The sequence below is a fragment of the Streptomyces triticirhizae genome (assembly GCF_003696235.1).
GTDB lineage: Bacteria > Actinomycetota > Actinomycetes > Streptomycetales > Streptomycetaceae > Streptomyces > Streptomyces triticirhizae.
In genome coordinates, this window is the sequence record NZ_RFFJ01000013.1 from 1 (window position 1) to 14,664 (window position 14,664).

Consider the following 14,664-nt stretch of genomic DNA (forward strand, 5'->3'; position numbering starts at 1 on the left):
GCCCGCCGGGGTGCGCGCGGTCATGCGACCGCCCCCGCCCTGCCGCCGGGCGGTGGGGTCAACCGCTCGGCCACGTCCAGCACATGGCGCCCCGCCATCGACGGCAGGCAGCTGCCGCGCGCCGGGCCGATCGCGCCGGCCCACTCGGCGGGGATCGCGGACTCGCCGCCCAGCGCCCCGGCCAGCGCGCCGGCCACGGCCGCCGTGGTGTCCGCGTCCCGGCCCATGTTGACGGCCGTGATCACCGCGTCCCGGAAGTCGCCCCTGGCCGCCGCGAACGCGCCGAACGCCAGCCCGACCGCCTCCGGCGCCAGATCCGTCCACGGATAGCCGCCGATCACGGTCGCCGAACGGACCGCGCGTTCCACCGACAGCTGGGTGGCCAACGGGTCGCGCCGGGCGCGCAGCGCCGCCGCCACCGCCCGGTGCAGCGAACGCGCCGTCCACGAGTCCTCCGGCACCACCGACAGCGCGGCCTGCACCACCACCTCGGGGCGGTGCCCGACCATCGCCGCCGCCACGCCGGCCGCGACCGCGCGCCCGCCGTAGATGCCCTCGCCGTCGTGCGAGACGGTGCCGTCGATGGCGACCAGCCGGGCCGCCTCCGCCGGCCGCCCTGCCGCGAACACCCCGAACGGAGCCGCCCGCATCGCCAGCCCGTCGCTCCAGGCGTGCCGGTGCTGCGCCGAGATCGGCGCGGCCAGGCCGCGCCGCAGGTTCTCCAGGGTGCCGCGCTCGCTGAACCCGGCGCCCCGGAACGGGCCCTCGTCCCGGTCCGCGATCCACTCGTGCCAGGCCGACTCGACCTGGGCCACGGTCAGCCCCGAGCCGTGCTCGGCGAGCAACAGCCCGGAGAAGATGGCGTACTCGGTGTCGTCGGTGCCGGCCGGCTCGTCGCGGACGAAGCCGTCGATGCGGCCCCACCGCTCCCTGATCTGGGACGGGGTCAGGTTCTCGGCCGGCGCGCCCAGCGCGTCGCCGACGGCCAGGCCAAGCATCGCGCCCCTGGCCCGGTCCCTGGGCACGACGGGGGCGGGCGGCTGGCGTCGGGGAACGGTCCTGAGCCTGCGCGGCCCGTCCTGGTCCCCGGCGGCCTGCGCCGCCGGGGTCGGCTCGGGAACGGGGTCGAGGCTGACGCTCATGTGTGTCGTGCTCATTTCTTCGGTCGTGCGGGTGCCGCCGGACGAGGGGCCTGCCGGCCCGACGCGTCCGTGGCGGCGCGTGGGTCAGCGCTGGTAGCGGTCGAGAATTCGCTGGCCGTCGTCGGTGAGCTTCTCGCGTAGCGTGTCCAGATCGATGCCGCCGCTGTAGTACTCCTGGAGGGCGGGGGTGGCGATCTTGTCCTTCCACTCGGGGTAGCCGCGCACCCCGAGCACCGGGGAGGGGCGCAGCTCGTCGGCTATTCGGGCCCCGGTGCGCCAGCCGTACTCCTCGGTGTCCAACGCCGGCTCGGCCAGCGCCCGCTGGCTGGTCGGCAGCATCCAGTCGCCCAGCGCCAGGTCCACCTGGTGCTCGGGCTGGGTGAGGAAGGCGATGAAGTCGGCGGCGGCCTGCTGGTGGTCGCTGTCCTCGGCGACCGACAGCGTCTGCGGCACCACGCCCTGGGCCAGCCCGTGCTCGGGCCCGCCGCTCGGCATCGGCAGCACCGTCCAGTCGAAGCCGTCGGGCGCCTGCTGGGCGACCTGCTGCCGGAACGAGAAGTTCAGCGGCAGCATCGCGTACCGGCCGTCGTAGAAGCCGGGCAGGGTGTCCGAGCCCGACATGCCCAGGCTGCTGGCGGCGGCCGTGCCGTCCTCGTGGACCTGGCGGTTGATCAGCTCGGCGACGGAGGAGTCGGCCGCGTCGTAGCGGATCACGTTCTTGCCGTCCTCGCGGGTGAAGACCTCGCCGCCCGTGGAGAGCGCCAGGTTCACCGTCTGGGTGACCGGCTCCTTCAGCGACCAGGCCACGCCGTAGGTGTCGGTGTCCCCGTCGCCGTCGGTGTCCTCGGTCATCGCGGCGCTGGCCGCCTCGAACTCCGCCCAGCTCCACGGCTCGTCGGGCGTCGGCACCCGGGCCCCCGACCGTTCCAGCAGCTCCGCGTTGACCACCAGGACCCGGGGCTCCTGGAGGAACGGCACCCCGTAGATCCCGGGGCCGTCCCCTCCGTCGTACTCGGTCGTCGACCAGGCCGCCTCGGGGATGTCGTCGCGTAGCTCCCGCGGGAGCAGCCCGGTCAGGTCGGCGAGATAGCCGCCGTTGGCGAAGTCGGTCAGGTCGGAGGCGTCGTTGTGGATGATGTCGGGGGCCTCGCCGCCCTCGAACGAGGTCAGCAGGTGGTCGTGGATGTTGTCCCAGGAGCCCTGGACATAGCGGACCCGCACGTCGGGGTTGGCCGCGTTCCACTCCTCGACCAGCGCCTTGTTGGCCTCAACCGACTCGGCCTGCCAGGCCAGGCTCAGGAACTCCAGGGTGACCTTGCCGTCCCCTTCGTCCGACCCGCCGCCGCAGCCGGCGACCGCCAGCAGGGTCAACGCGAGCGCCGCGCCCGTCGCGCGGACGCGTCCGGCGGCCCTCACGCCTTCACCGCCCCGGCGAGCATCCCGCTGACCAGGCGCCGCTGGAGCAGCGCGAAGAACAGCAGGCTGGGCAGCGTCGCCACCAGCGCGGCGGCGGCCAGCGGGCCCAGGTCGGCGACGCCCTCGGCGCCGATGAAGTGGGTCAGGATCACGGACATCGTCTGCTTCTCCGGAGACTTGAGCAGGACCAGGGCGAAGAAGAACTCGTTCCACGCGGTGACGAAGGAGAACATCAAGGTCGCTACCAGACCGGGCGTCAGCAGCGGCAGCACCACGCTGGTCAGGGTCCGCAACCGGCTCGCGCCGTCCATCGCCGCCGCCTCCTCCAGGGAGATCGGCACCGCCTGCACATAGCCGCGCAGCATCCACAGCGAGAACGGCAGGTTCCACACCACATAGACGACGACCAGGCCAGGCAGCGCGTTGATCAGGTGCAGGTTCCGCAGCACCAGGAAGAGCGGGATGATCACCAGGACGAACGGGAACATCTGGCTGACCAGCACCCACACCGTGCCGGCCTGGCCGATCCGGGAGCGGTAGCGCACCATCACATAGGCGGCCGGCACCGCGATGGCGACGGCGATCACCGCCGAACTGGTCGCCACCAGCGCGCTGTTGAGCGCGGAGCGGAGCAGCGGCTGGGTGTCGAAGGCGGCCCGGAAGTTCTCCAGGGTCGGGTGCTCGGGTATCCAGGTCGGGTTGATGGAGCCCAGCTCCTGCGGGGACTTCAGCGCCGTGGACAGCAGCCACACCAGCGGGAAGCCGAGGAAGACCAGATAGCAGGCCAGCGCCAGGTACTGCCCGGCGCGGCCGGCGCCGCGCGTCAGCCGACGGCGGGTCGGCGGCCGGGAGACGGCGGGGGGCGTGGGGGTGCGGGTCGTGCTCATTGGGCGTCCTCCTTGAGCCTGCGGCGCAGGAACAGCACCAGCAGCACCGCGATCAGGGCGACCATCGCCAGCCCCATCGCCGCCGCGTAGCCGTACTGCCCGTACTTGAACGCCTCCTCGTAGGCGAAGAGCATCGGCAACCTGGTCCTGCCGCCCGGCCCGCCCTGGGTCAGCACGTAGACCAGGCCGAACGAGTTGAAGTTCCAGATGAAGTTGAGCGCGGTGATGGCCAGCACCACCGGACGGATCGCCGGCCAGGTCACCGTGGCGAACCGCCGCCACGCGCCGGCCCCGTCCAGCGCGGCCGCCTCCCGCAGCTCGACGGGCACGTTCTGGAGGCCGGCCAGCAGCACCACCGTGGTCTGCGGCATCCCGGCCCACACGCCCACCGCGATCACCGAGGGCAGCGCCAGCGAGAGGCTGGTCAGCCAGTCCACGTTGGAGTCGATGATCCCCAACTGGCCCAGGGTCTGGTTCAGGATGCCGGCGTCCTGGTGGTAGACCAGCCGCCACATGACGCCGACGACCACCTCGGGCATCGCCCAGGGCACCAGCGCCAGCGTCCTCGCCAGCCAGCGCAGCCGCAGGTTCTGGTTGAGCAGCAGCGCCAGGCCCAGGGCCAGCAGGAACTGGAGCGTGGTCACGCACAGCGCCCACACCATGCCGATCCGGAAGGAGTCCCAGAAGAGGGTGTCGTGGCGCAGGTCGGTGAAGTTGAGCAGGCCGACGAACTGGGTCGGCTCGGTGCGCCCCGCCTGGGCGTCGGTGAACGCCAGCGAGACCGCGTAGAGCAGCGGCCCCACGCTCAGCACCAGGATGGGTATCAGGGCGGGCAGCAGCAGGAACCAGGCGCCCCGGTCCAGGCCCAGGGCGCGTCTGCGCTGCGCCGGGGTCCTGGGGGGCGGGGTGCCCCGGTTTCCCTGTCCCGGGACGGCCTTGGCCCGGGAGGGCAACAGAGTCATGCGAACCTCATCGCGTCGGGGTGTCGGTCGCCGGCGCGGTGGAGGCGCGCACGACGAGGCGGGGGTGGGCGGTGCTGGTGCGGGGCGGAGCGGGGGCGGGGGAGCGGGAGCCGGCGTGGGCCGCCTCGCCGCCCGTCCGGTCGGCGGGTGCGGCGACCGAGGAACGGGGCTCGCCGACCGGGGAGCCTCCCGGCCCGGCGCCAGGGCCGGCGGCGCCCCACGCACCCGGCCCGGCGGCCGGGCCCGAGCCCGGGCCTTCGAGCCGGTCGAGAAGCAACTCGGCGGCGCGCCGGCCGCGTTCGGACGAGCCCAGGTCGACGCTGGTCAACGGCGGCCAGCCGACCTGGGCCAACTCGCTGTCGTCCATGCCGGCGACCGCGAGGTCATCCGGAATCCGCAGGCCACGGGCGAGCAGCGCGTGCGAGGCGCCCAGCGCCAACTGGTCGTTGGCGCAGAACACCGCGTCCGGGCGGGCCGGCAGCAGCCGTTCGACGGCACGCGCGCCCGCGTCCACGCCGAACTCGGTGTGGGCCACCAGCTCCGGGTCGTAGGGCAGCCCGCACTCGGCGAGCGCCCTGCGGTATCCCAGCTCGCGGTTGCGCCCGGGGACGGTGTCCGAGGGGCCGTTGACGAACGCGATCCTGCGTCGCCCGATGGCGTGCAGATGGCGCACCGCCAGGGCGGCGCCGGCCACCGAGTCGGCCCGCACGCTGTCCACCGGCACGCCGTCGGGCAGCGAGCCGATGACCACCACGGGCCCGGCGGCCTCGCCGAGCGCCGCGATATGGGCCTCGGTGATCCGGATCGGGACCAGGATCAGCCCGTCGCTGGTGCGGTCCTGAAGGCTGCGCAGCACGGCCAGTTCGTCCTCGGCCACCGCGTCCGTCGAGTGCAGCAGGAGTCGGTAGCCGGCGGCCTTGGTCACCTCCTGGATGGCCCGGACCATCGCCACATAGACCGGGTTGCCGATGTCGGGTATCGCGAAGGTGAGTTGACGCGTGCGTCCGCCCTTCAGGGAACGCGCCACCGCGTTGGGAACGTAGCCCAGCTCGGCCGCCGCCCGGCGCACGCGCTCGGTGGTGTCCCGGCGCGCGCCCTGTCCGTTGAGGACGCGGGAGACGGAGGCTATGGACACGCCGGCGCGTTCGGCTATGGACACGATGGTCGGCTGGCCGCCGTTGGGCATGTCCCGTCCCCTTGTGGTGTGTTCATCCGTGTTCGGTGTCGCTCCTGCCCGCTGTCTCCCGTCTGCCGGCTTTCTGGTGTTCTCCCACCTCTTGTGGCGTCTCGCGCCGCTATCGGTGGGCTCCGGTAAACGTTTCCAGGCGCTGGAATCGTTTACAGATGCTCGTGGTGGGGCCGCATCCCGTCAAGGGGGTGTCGACTGTGATCCATTTCTCAGGGGGTGCCGCCCTCGATTATGGCGGTTCTGTGGGTGAGTTGTCGCCCTTCTGTGGAGGCGCTCATGAGTGAGCGCCGGCGCGCGTCGTCCACGAGTGCGGACGGCGCGCGCCGGCGCGAGAAGGTCGCGAGATGGTGGTGTTACAGCCAGCGCGGAAGCGCCGGTGGTGCGTCGCCCGGGTGCGTCAGGCGCCGTGCGCCCCGGCCGGTGAGCCAGCGCACCAGATCCGCCTGGGCGCCCACGACCTCGGGGCCCGAGCCGTCGCCCACCACCAGCGGCTCGTTCCGGTCGGTCGGTACCAGGGTCAACGCGACCCGTTCGCCCCGCCGTCGCCAGCCGGCGAGCACATCGGCGGCCAGCCGGTCCAGCAGCTCCGGCGGCAGCTCGCCGAAGCCCACGCCGTTCGCCAGGTCCACGGCGTGCACCCAGACCTCCCTGGCCCGCATCCAGGCCGTCTCGCTGACCGGCACGGTGCGGCCCTGCGCGGTGACCACCTCGGCGCTCCAGGCGGCCGACGGCAGATCGCGCCAGGCCACGTTGAGATGGACCTCGCTGTGCGCGAAGAGCGCGCGCAGCGCCCTCGGCGGCAGGCTCGCCCCGCGTTCGATCTCCCGCGCCCGCTGCTCGGGCGAGGCGTACATCGGGGTCTCGACGCCGGTCTCGGCCCAGGCGACCAGCCGGGTCAACGCCCGTGCGTTGTACCCGACATGGGCCACCAGCGCCGCCCGGCTCCAGCCGGGCAGCAAGCTCGGGCCGGCCAGCTCGGCGTCCTCCAGCCGCGTCAGCCGCCGGGCGAAGAACGCGGTGCCCAGCCGGGCCAGCGCCAGCTCCGCGTGCGGCGCCGCCGCCGCGTCCTCGCGCAGCCCGGCGCCCTGCCGGAGCCGCAACGCGGCCCTGGCCTCGGCGAGTTCACCGCCGGCACCGGTGCCAGCACCGCCGGCGGCGCCGTCGAGACGGGCCGCCGCCGTGTCGCCGCTCATGCCGTCGCGGCGCCGGCCGGCGCCGCGTCCCCGGCCCCGGCGGCCCCCGGGTCGGCCACCGTCACGTTGCGCAGCGTGCCCAGGCCCTCGACCGTGGTGGTCAACGTCTGACCCGGCGTCAGATAGCGCGCCGGCCTCCTCGCGTGCCCGACCCCGCCCGGGGTGCCGGTGGCGATCACGTCGCCCGGCCGCAGCGTCAACACGGTGGACAGATAGGCGATCAACTCGGCCGGCCCGAAGACCAGATCGTCCGTCGCCGCCCGCTGCACCTCCTCGCCGTCCACCGACGTCACCAGCGCGGCGCCCGGGCTGAACTCGTCGGGGGTGACCAGCTCGGGCCCGAACGGCGTGGTCGCCTCGAAGGACTTGCCCGGCAGCCACTGGAGCGTGCGGTACTGCCAGTCCCGCATGGTCACGTCGTTGAGCACCGCGTAGCCGGCGATCGCCGCCTCGGCCGTCGCCCAGTCGGCGCGCCGCACCGTCGCCCCGACGATCACGGCCAACTCGCCCTCCCAGTCCGCCTGTTCGGACTCGGGCGGCAGCAACACCGGGTCGTTCGGGCCCACCAGGGCCTCCGGGTACTTGGTGAACACCGTGGGCGCGGTCGGCAGTTCGCGGCCCATCTCCAGGATGTGGCTGCGGTAGTTCAGCCCCACGCACAGGATCTTCCCGGGTCGGGGTATCACCGGCGCCAACTCCACCTCGGCGAGCGGCCGTCGCGGTCCCTCCGCAGTCCGCGCCCGCTCCAGGGCGCCGGCCGCCAGCAGCGCGCCCACGTCCTCGAAGTCCAGCTCCGTGACGGTCTCGCCCGTCACCCGCGCCGCCGAGGTGCCGCCCTCGGGCAGCCGGATCGTCGCCAGCCTCATCGTTCGTCTCCCTCGTTCCCCTGCGGGCCGCCAGGGCCCTCCGGGCCCTCGAGACCCTCAACATGCGTGCGCGCGAAGCCGAGTCGTTCCATCACCGGCGCGTCGGAGAAGCGGAACAGGTCCAGGGGCGTGCCGCCCTCGGCGCCCACCCACCACGGCACCCAGGAGGGCACCACGAACAGGTCGCCCTTCTCGACGGTGTGTTCGACGCCGTCCAGCACGACCAGGCCGCGTCCATCGAAGACCTGGAAGACGCTGGAGCCCACCTCCCTGCGGGTGGCGGTCCGCGCGCCGGGGCGCAGCCGGTGGAACTCGGCCCTGATGGTGGGCATCACGTCGCCGCCCGTGGTCGGGTTGACGTAGCGGACCGCCGCGTGCCCCTGTTCGACGGTCGCCGGCTGCCCCTCCTCCTCCAACAGCAGCTGCTCGGTCAGCGCCCGGTCGGTGTGCTCCCAGCGGTAGGCCGCGATGGGGGAGGAGACGGTGTCGGCGAGCCCGGTCAGCGGGCGCAGCCCCGGGTGGCACCAGAGGCGTTCGCCGCGCGAGTAGTTGGGCGTGGCGTAGTCGGTGACCCGGTCGGAGCCGAACTCGAAGAAGCCGACGTCGGTGTGGTGCGAGAACGGGATGTCCAACCCGTCGAGCCAGGCCATCGGCCGGTCGGTCTCGTTGTGGTGGCCGTGGAAGTGCCAGCCGGGGGTGAGCAGGAAGTCGCCCCGGCTCATCCGCACCGGGTCGCCGTTGACCACCGTCCACACGCCCTCGCCCTCCACCACGAAGCGGAAGGCGTTCTGCGAATGCCGGTGCTCGGGGGCGGTCTCCCTCGGGCCCAGGTACTGGATCGCCGCCCAGAGCGTCGGGGTGGCGTAGGCGTGCCCGGCCAGCCCGGGGTTGGCCAGCGCGATGGCCCGCCGCTCCCCGCCCCGGCCCACCGGGACCAGCTCGCCGGCCCGGGCGGCCAGCGGGTGGAGCGTGGACCAGCGCCACACGTGGGGCCTGGCCCGGGGCGCCGGGCTCATCGGCATCAGGTCGCCGAGCTGGGTCCACAGCGGGATCAGGTGCTCGGCCTCGAAGTCCTCGTGGAGTCGCCGCAGTTCGGGCGAGTCCTCGCCGGTCATGGTGTTGGCGACCGAAGCGTGGTCGGTGGGTCGCTCCTCCACGGTCATGAGCCGCTCCTTGTCTGCGCGCGCGTCTCGCGTCTCGCGCCTTCGGCGTCGCGACGCCGCCGCCCCGTGGCGTCGGCGCCCTGCGGGCCGCCCGCCGGTCGGCCCGTTCCGCCCGCCACGCTAGGAGCGGCACCGGCGCGGCCGAGGCGGAGCCGTCCCGGATTCTGTTATGGCGAACCGTGGAGGGCCACGGGCGCGCAGGGAGGGTTCAACGAGGTCGTGATCAGGTCGTCTCTTGTCGGGACGCGTCCCGTATAGCAGAATCGCCGAACGGAAGCCGCCCACCCCGCCGGGCGGAGTTCCTAGGGTGCGAGGCCGTAGGCAGGCCCGTCAGCGGCCGAGGAGACGGCCGTCGGGGCGGCCGGAAGGAAGGGCACGGCACATGAACGTTCTCGTCGTCGGCGCGGGGATCGGCGGGCTCACCCTCGCCCTGGAGCTGCACCAGGCCGGAATCCCCTGCCGGGTGCTGGAGGCCGTGCCCCGGCTCGCGCCCATCGGCGCCGGGGTGAACCTGCTGCCGCACGCCGTCCGGGTGCTGGACCGCCTCGGGGTGGCCGACCGGCTCGCCGCCGTCGGCGTGGAGACCGCCGAGTCCGTGTTCTTCAACCGCTTCGGCCAGCTCTGCTACCGCGAGCCGCTGGGCCGCCGCGCCGGCTACGACCACCCGCAGCTGTCCCTGCACCGGGGCGACGTCCAACGCGGCCTGCTCGCCGCCGTCCAGGAGCGGCTCGGCCCCGACGCGGTCCAACTCGGCCGCCGCGTCGTCTCGTTCGCCGACGACGGCGAACGGGTCACCGTCACCGTCGAGGACGCCGCGACGGGCGCGCGCGGCACCGATTCCGCCACCGTGGTCATCGCCTGCGACGGCATCCACTCAGCCGTCCGCGCCCAGCTCTACCCCGAGGAGGGCGAGCCCAGGTACTCCGGGGTCACCATGTGGCGCGGCGTGACGCCCTGGCGCCCGTTCCTCAGCGGCGCCAGCATGGTCCGCGCCGGCTGGCTCGCCTCCGGGAAGATGGTGATCTACCCGGTGCGCAACGACGTCAACGAGGCCGGCGAGCAGCTCGTCAACTGGGTCGCCGAGGTGGAACGTCCCCGCGACACCACCCGGGACTGGACCCGCGCCGGCCGGTTGGACGACTTTCTGGACGTCTTCGCCGACTGGCACTTCGACTGGCTGGACGTTCCGGCGCTGATCCGGGGCGCCGAGTCCGTGCTGGAGTACCCCATGGTCGACCAGGACCCGCTGCCCCGCTGGACCTTCGGCGGGGTCACCCTGCTCGGCGACGCCGCGCACCCCATGGTGCCGCGCGGCTCCAACGGCGCCGGGCAGGCCATCCTCGACGCCCACGCGCTGCGCGCCGCCCTGGCCGGAACGCCGGGCGACCCGCGCCGGGCGCTGCTCGCCTACGAGGCCGAACGCCTCCCGGCCACCACCCGGGTCGTGATGACCAACCGCGTCCAACCGCCGGACACCATCCTCAAGGAGGTCCACGACCGCACCGGGGACCGCCCCTTCGAGCGGATCGAGGACGTCATCAGCCGGGAGGAGATGGCCGCGATCTCCGACCACTACAAGAGAGTCGCCGCATATGACAAGGATCTCGTCAACCGCCAGTGACGCCGCCCCCGCCGCCCCCGCCGGCTCCGTCACGTCCGCGGGCCGCCCGTCCGTCAGGGAGCGGGAGACCGCGACCCGGGGCGCGGCGGCCGGCTGGTCCGCCACGCCCCCGCCCTACAGCCTCGCCTCGGTTGACAACGCGCTGCGGCTGATCCACGCGCTGGACGAGCGCGGCGAGCTACGGGTCTGTGAGGCGGCCGAACTACTCGGCGTGGCCCGTTCCACCGCGCACCGCCTGCTGTCGACGCTCTGCTTCCGGGGCTTCGCGACCCAGCGCGGCGACAGCCCCGTCTACCGTCCGGGCCCCGCCCTGGTGGACGCCGGGCTGCGCGCCCTGTCCCGCCTCGACCTGCGGCAGATCGCGCGGCCCCAACTCCGCGCGCTGGCCGACGAGACCGGGGAGACCGTGCACCTGGTGGTGCTGGAGGGCAACGGCGCGCGCTTCGTGGACGGCGTCGAGTCCACCCAGCCGCTGCGCGTCGGGCTGCGGGTCGGCATGGTGCTGCCGGCGCACGCCACCGCCGCCGGCAAGGCGATCCTCGCGGCGCTGCCGCCGGAGCGGGTCACCGACCTCTACCCGCGCGGCGTGCAGACCCTCACCGACCGCACCCTGGCCAGCCTCGCGGAGATCCAACGCCACCTGGCGACCGTGGCCCAGGCCGGGCACGCCACCAACCACGGCGAGAGCGCCGACGACGTGGCGGCCGTGGGCGTGGTCATCCGCGACCAGGCGCGCCACCCGGTGGGCGCTGTCGCGCTGGCGGCGCCGGCGGAACGGCTGCTGCCGCCCCGGATTCCGCTGATCGCGCAGCGGATGCACCGCGCGGCCGGCATCATCAGCGGGCACCTCCTGCCGGGGGCCACGGCCGGCTGAGCGCGGGCGGCCGAGCCTGGCCGGCCGAGCGTGGGCCCGCGCGGGCGCCCGCGCTCCGCGTTCCGCACGCCCCGGGCTCGGCTTGACCTGAAGCGGACTTGAGGTTGTCTGCTGGGGCGCGACGGGAACGACCCGCCACCGCCACGCCCGAGGAGCACCGCCATGAACGCCACGCCCGCCGCCGTCCCCACGCCCGAGGACGAGGCCGCCATCCGGCAGCTGGTCGCCGACGCCTCCGCCCACCAGAGCGATGTCGAGCGCTTCCTCGCGCTGCACACGGCCGACGCGACCGTGGTCAACTTCGGCGGCCGCCGGGTCGCCGGCCGGGACGCGCTGGAGGCGGCGATGCGCGCGGCGTTGGCCTCGCCGCTCGCCGACGTGACCACCACGGTGGAGATCGAGGCGGTCCGGCTGATCCGGCCCGATGTGGCGATCGTCGCCTCGATCAAGAACGTCTACGACGGGCGCGGCCCCGGCGCGGAGGGCGAGGAGGCCGCCCCCCTGCCGGCCAGCTCAGGCCGGCTGACCTATGTGCTGGTCAGGGAGGACAACGGGGGCCGGGCCGGCGGCGGTTGGCGGATCACCTCGGCCCAGACCACGCCCATCCCGAGCTGACCCCGGCGCCCCCCGACGGGAGCCCGAAGCCTGGTCCCGCCCGCCGAAAACCGTTGGGCGGCGCGGGGCCCGGCGCCGTATCGTTCCCGCCCATGATCTCGACCGCCGACCCCGCCGCCCAACTCCCCGCGCTGCGCGCCTTCCTGGCCGCCTTCGCCCGCCGCCAGGCGCCCCGCGTGGACGAACTGCCCTGCGGCTTCGCGGTGGTGAACGAGGAGCTGCCGCACTCCCGCGCCGACAACCAGCTCTTCGTGGACCGCGCGGTCGTCGACCCCACGGCCCTGCCCGCGCTCGTCGACCGGGCCCTGGCCGGTCTCGCGCACCGGCTGGTCACCGTGCTGGACGACGAGACCGGCCAGGCCCTGGCCGCGCCCCTGACCGAGGCCGGCTACGACCACACCGTCCAACTGCTGATGGTCCATCAGGGACCGGTTCCGCAGGCCGAGTCGGGGCGGCCGCGCGCCGAGGTGGTCGATCTGGACGCGCTGCGCGCGCCCCTGACCCGCCGCTGGCGCGGCTTCCTGCCGGGCGCGGACGAGGAGACGCTCCGGCAGCTGGTCGAACGCCGCGCGGTCCGCCATCGGGGCGCCCCCGTCGTGCGGTTCGTCGGCTCCCGCGCCTCCGGCGGCGAGGTCGCCTCGTGGGCCGACCTCTATCTCGACCCGGCCGCCGGGCTCGCCCAGATCGAGGACGTGCTCACCGCCGAGGAACACCTGCGCGGGGGCCACGGCAACGCCGTGCTGGGCGAGGCGCTGCGCCTGGCCGACGCCGAAGGCTGCGCCACCCGGTTCCTGATCGCGGAGGCCGACGACTGGCCGCGCCACTGGTACCGCAGGCTGGGCTTCGTCCCCGTCGGCCGCGTCCACTGCTTCGAACGCGGCTGACGGGGACCCGCTGGCCCAAGCGCGGCCCGCCGGCTCAGGCCGAGCCGCTCAACGCGCCCTCGCCGGCGCGGCGTTCGCCCCGTTCCTCCGGCTCGGCGTGTTCGCCGTCCGCGCCGCCCCCGGCGGCCTCCGGCCGCTCGGCCCCGATCGGCCGGAGCCCGCGCAGTCCACGCAGCGCCAGCCAGGCGACGGCCAGCATCAGCCCGGAGCTGAGCAGCGTGGTCAGCCCGGCACCCGAACTGAACGCGTCCCGAGCCGAGTTGAGCAGCGTCTCGCCGGCCGCCCCGGGCATCTCCTCGACGACGGCCACCGCGCCCGGCAGGCTGTCCTCGGCGAACTCGGCCGCCTCCGCCGGCAGTCGCTCCGGGCTCTCGCCGTCCATCCGGTTCCGGTAGACCGCCGCGCCGACGCTCCCCAGCACCGCGATGCCCAGCGCCATGCCCAACTCGGTGGCCGTCTCGGAGAGCGAGGACGCGGCCCCCGCCTTCTCCGGCGGCGCCGTGCCCAGCACCAGGTCCGTGCCCAACACCATCGCTGGCGACAGTCCGACCGAGCCGACCAGCAGCCCGGTCACCGTCCACGCCAGCGAGCCGGGGTCCACCGACATCAGCGCATAGCCCACCGCCGCCAGCACGAACCCGGCCGCGACCACCCGCCCGGGCGGAACGCGGCGGGCCAGGGCGGGCGCCAGGACGGAGCCCACGATCATGCCCGCCGTCATCGGCAGCATCCACAGCCCGGCCCGCAGCGTCGACATGCCCTGCACCATCTGGAGGCCCTGGACGAAGAAGAGCAACACCCCGCCCGAGGTGAAGGTGGCGAGCAGCAGCAGCGTCAGCGCGCTCGTGAACGCACCGTTCCGGAAGAGCCTGATATCCATGAGCGGCGCCGGCAACGTCCGCTGCCGCCGCACGAACAGCAGTCCCATCAGCGCGCCGAAGACCAGCGAGGCCAGCGGCAGCGTCGCCAGGCCGTCCTTCGCCAGCTCCTTGATCCCGTAGATCAGCGGGATCATGGTGGCCAACGACTGACCGACGCTGATCGGGTCGAGCCGCCCCGGCTTGTCGTCCCGGTACTCCGGCAGCAGCAGCGGCCCGGACACCAGCAGCACCGCCATCACCGGCACGCCCAGCAGAAAAACCGAGCCCCACCAGTAGCGTTCCAGCATCACCCCGCCCAGCACCGGGCCCACGGCCGCGCCGGCGGAGAAGCAGACAATCCACACGCCGACCGCCATCGATCGTTGCCGGACGTCCTTGAACATGTTGCTGATCAGAGCCAGCGTGCTGGGCATCAACGTCGCTCCCGCGACGCCCAACAGCGCTCGCGACACGATCAACATCAGCGGCGAGGTGGCGTAGGCCGCCGCCACCGAGGCCGCGCCGAACGCCGTCGCGCCCAGCAACAGCAGCTTCCGTCGCCCGATCCGGTCACCGAGCGTGCCCATCGTCACCAGGAAGCCCGCGATCATGAAGCCGTACACATCGAGAATCCACAGCAGCTCGCTGCTGCTGGCCCCGAGATCAGCGCTCAGCTGCGGCGCGGCCAGGTGCAGCACGCTGATGTCCAACGCCAGCAGCAGCGTGGGCAGCGCCAGCACGCCCAGCCCGACCCACTCACGCGCCCCGGCTCTCTCGGTGGCCTCGTCGACCGTCATCACACGGCCCTCCCCTCACATCGTTCTCACCCTCTCAGGCGCGAGACGCGACCTCGCGACCGGCAGATCCGGTCTAGCGGCGGCCGGCGGCGGGCCCGGCCGGCGCGTTCCGGGCCCGGCGGGAGACGAGGCGGAACCGGCCGCTCCGCGCCGTCGCACCGTGCGGGGAGCGGCCGGCCCGGGGATGGGCGCGGA

General features: G+C 74.0%; 13 protein-coding genes. 4 read left to right on the forward strand and 9 right to left on the reverse strand.

Annotated features, from left to right (window positions below; translation table 11 throughout):
• Positions 1–20 precede the first annotated feature (20 nt).
• From EBN88_RS04575 to EBN88_RS04610, 8 genes are all read right to left on the reverse strand, one after another.
• Entirely contained in the window at positions 21–1,157 is a 1,137-nt protein-coding gene (locus EBN88_RS04575; RefSeq protein WP_122182495.1) for an ADP-ribosylglycohydrolase family protein, read from the reverse strand.
• Between the two features lie 69 nt (positions 1,158–1,226).
• Positions 1,227–2,558, reverse strand: a complete 1,332-nt coding sequence (locus EBN88_RS04580) for an ABC transporter substrate-binding protein (RefSeq protein ID WP_122182496.1) — start codon at positions 2,556–2,558, stop codon at positions 1,227–1,229.
• Positions 2,555–3,445, reverse strand: coding sequence for a carbohydrate ABC transporter permease (locus tag EBN88_RS04585; RefSeq protein ID WP_122182497.1), 891 nt, complete (start codon positions 3,443–3,445; stop codon positions 2,555–2,557). The genes EBN88_RS04580 and EBN88_RS04585 overlap by 4 nt, the downstream gene beginning before the upstream one ends.
• Positions 3,442–4,407, reverse strand: coding sequence for a carbohydrate ABC transporter permease (locus EBN88_RS04590; RefSeq protein WP_122182498.1), 966 nt, complete (start codon positions 4,405–4,407; stop codon positions 3,442–3,444). The genes EBN88_RS04585 and EBN88_RS04590 overlap by 4 nt, the downstream gene beginning before the upstream one ends.
• Positions 4,408–4,414: 7 nt before the next feature.
• Positions 4,415–5,593, reverse strand: a complete 1,179-nt coding sequence (locus EBN88_RS04595; protein WP_233580455.1) for a LacI family DNA-binding transcriptional regulator — start codon at positions 5,591–5,593, stop codon at positions 4,415–4,417.
• Positions 5,594–5,949: 356 nt separating this feature from the next.
• A complete protein-coding gene (locus tag EBN88_RS04600) occupies positions 5,950–6,789 on the reverse strand; it encodes a maleylpyruvate isomerase family mycothiol-dependent enzyme (protein ID WP_122182499.1) in 840 nt (279 codons plus the stop codon).
• The gene (locus tag EBN88_RS04605; protein WP_122182500.1) at positions 6,786–7,655 is read right to left on the reverse strand and encodes a fumarylacetoacetate hydrolase family protein; all 870 of its coding nucleotides are present in this window, start codon (positions 7,653–7,655) and stop codon (positions 6,786–6,788) included. The genes EBN88_RS04600 and EBN88_RS04605 overlap by 4 nt, the downstream gene beginning before the upstream one ends.
• Entirely contained in the window at positions 7,652–8,818 is a 1,167-nt protein-coding gene (locus EBN88_RS04610) for a cupin domain-containing protein (RefSeq protein ID WP_122182501.1), read from the reverse strand. The genes EBN88_RS04605 and EBN88_RS04610 overlap by 4 nt, the downstream gene beginning before the upstream one ends.
• Positions 8,819–9,200: 382 nt before the next feature.
• Here EBN88_RS04610 and EBN88_RS04615 point away from each other — a divergent pair, with 382 nt between their 5' ends.
• The 4 genes from EBN88_RS04615 (at position 9,201) to EBN88_RS04630 (ending at position 12,812) form a co-directional block, all read left to right on the forward strand.
• Complete coding sequence (locus EBN88_RS04615; RefSeq protein ID WP_122182502.1) at positions 9,201–10,439, forward strand: flavin-dependent oxidoreductase; 1,239 nt, start codon at positions 9,201–9,203, stop codon at positions 10,437–10,439.
• Complete coding sequence (locus tag EBN88_RS04620; protein ID WP_122182503.1) at positions 10,411–11,313, forward strand: IclR family transcriptional regulator; 903 nt, start codon at positions 10,411–10,413, stop codon at positions 11,311–11,313. The genes EBN88_RS04615 and EBN88_RS04620 overlap by 29 nt, the downstream gene beginning before the upstream one ends.
• 162 nt (positions 11,314–11,475) lie before the next feature.
• Positions 11,476–11,928 (forward strand): SgcJ/EcaC family oxidoreductase, encoded by a 453-nt coding sequence (locus EBN88_RS04625; RefSeq protein WP_122182504.1) that lies wholly within the window; start codon positions 11,476–11,478, stop codon positions 11,926–11,928.
• 92 nt (positions 11,929–12,020) lie between these two features.
• On the forward strand, positions 12,021–12,812 hold the full coding sequence (locus tag EBN88_RS04630) for a GNAT family N-acetyltransferase (protein ID WP_122182505.1): 792 nt from the start codon (positions 12,021–12,023) through the stop codon (positions 12,810–12,812).
• Positions 12,813–12,846: 34 nt separating this feature from the next.
• Here the strand turns inward: EBN88_RS04630 and EBN88_RS04635 are convergent, their stop codons facing one another.
• Positions 12,847–14,469 (reverse strand): MFS transporter, encoded by a 1,623-nt coding sequence (locus EBN88_RS04635; RefSeq protein WP_122182506.1) that lies wholly within the window; start codon positions 14,467–14,469, stop codon positions 12,847–12,849.
• Positions 14,470–14,664: the final 195 nt, after the last annotated feature.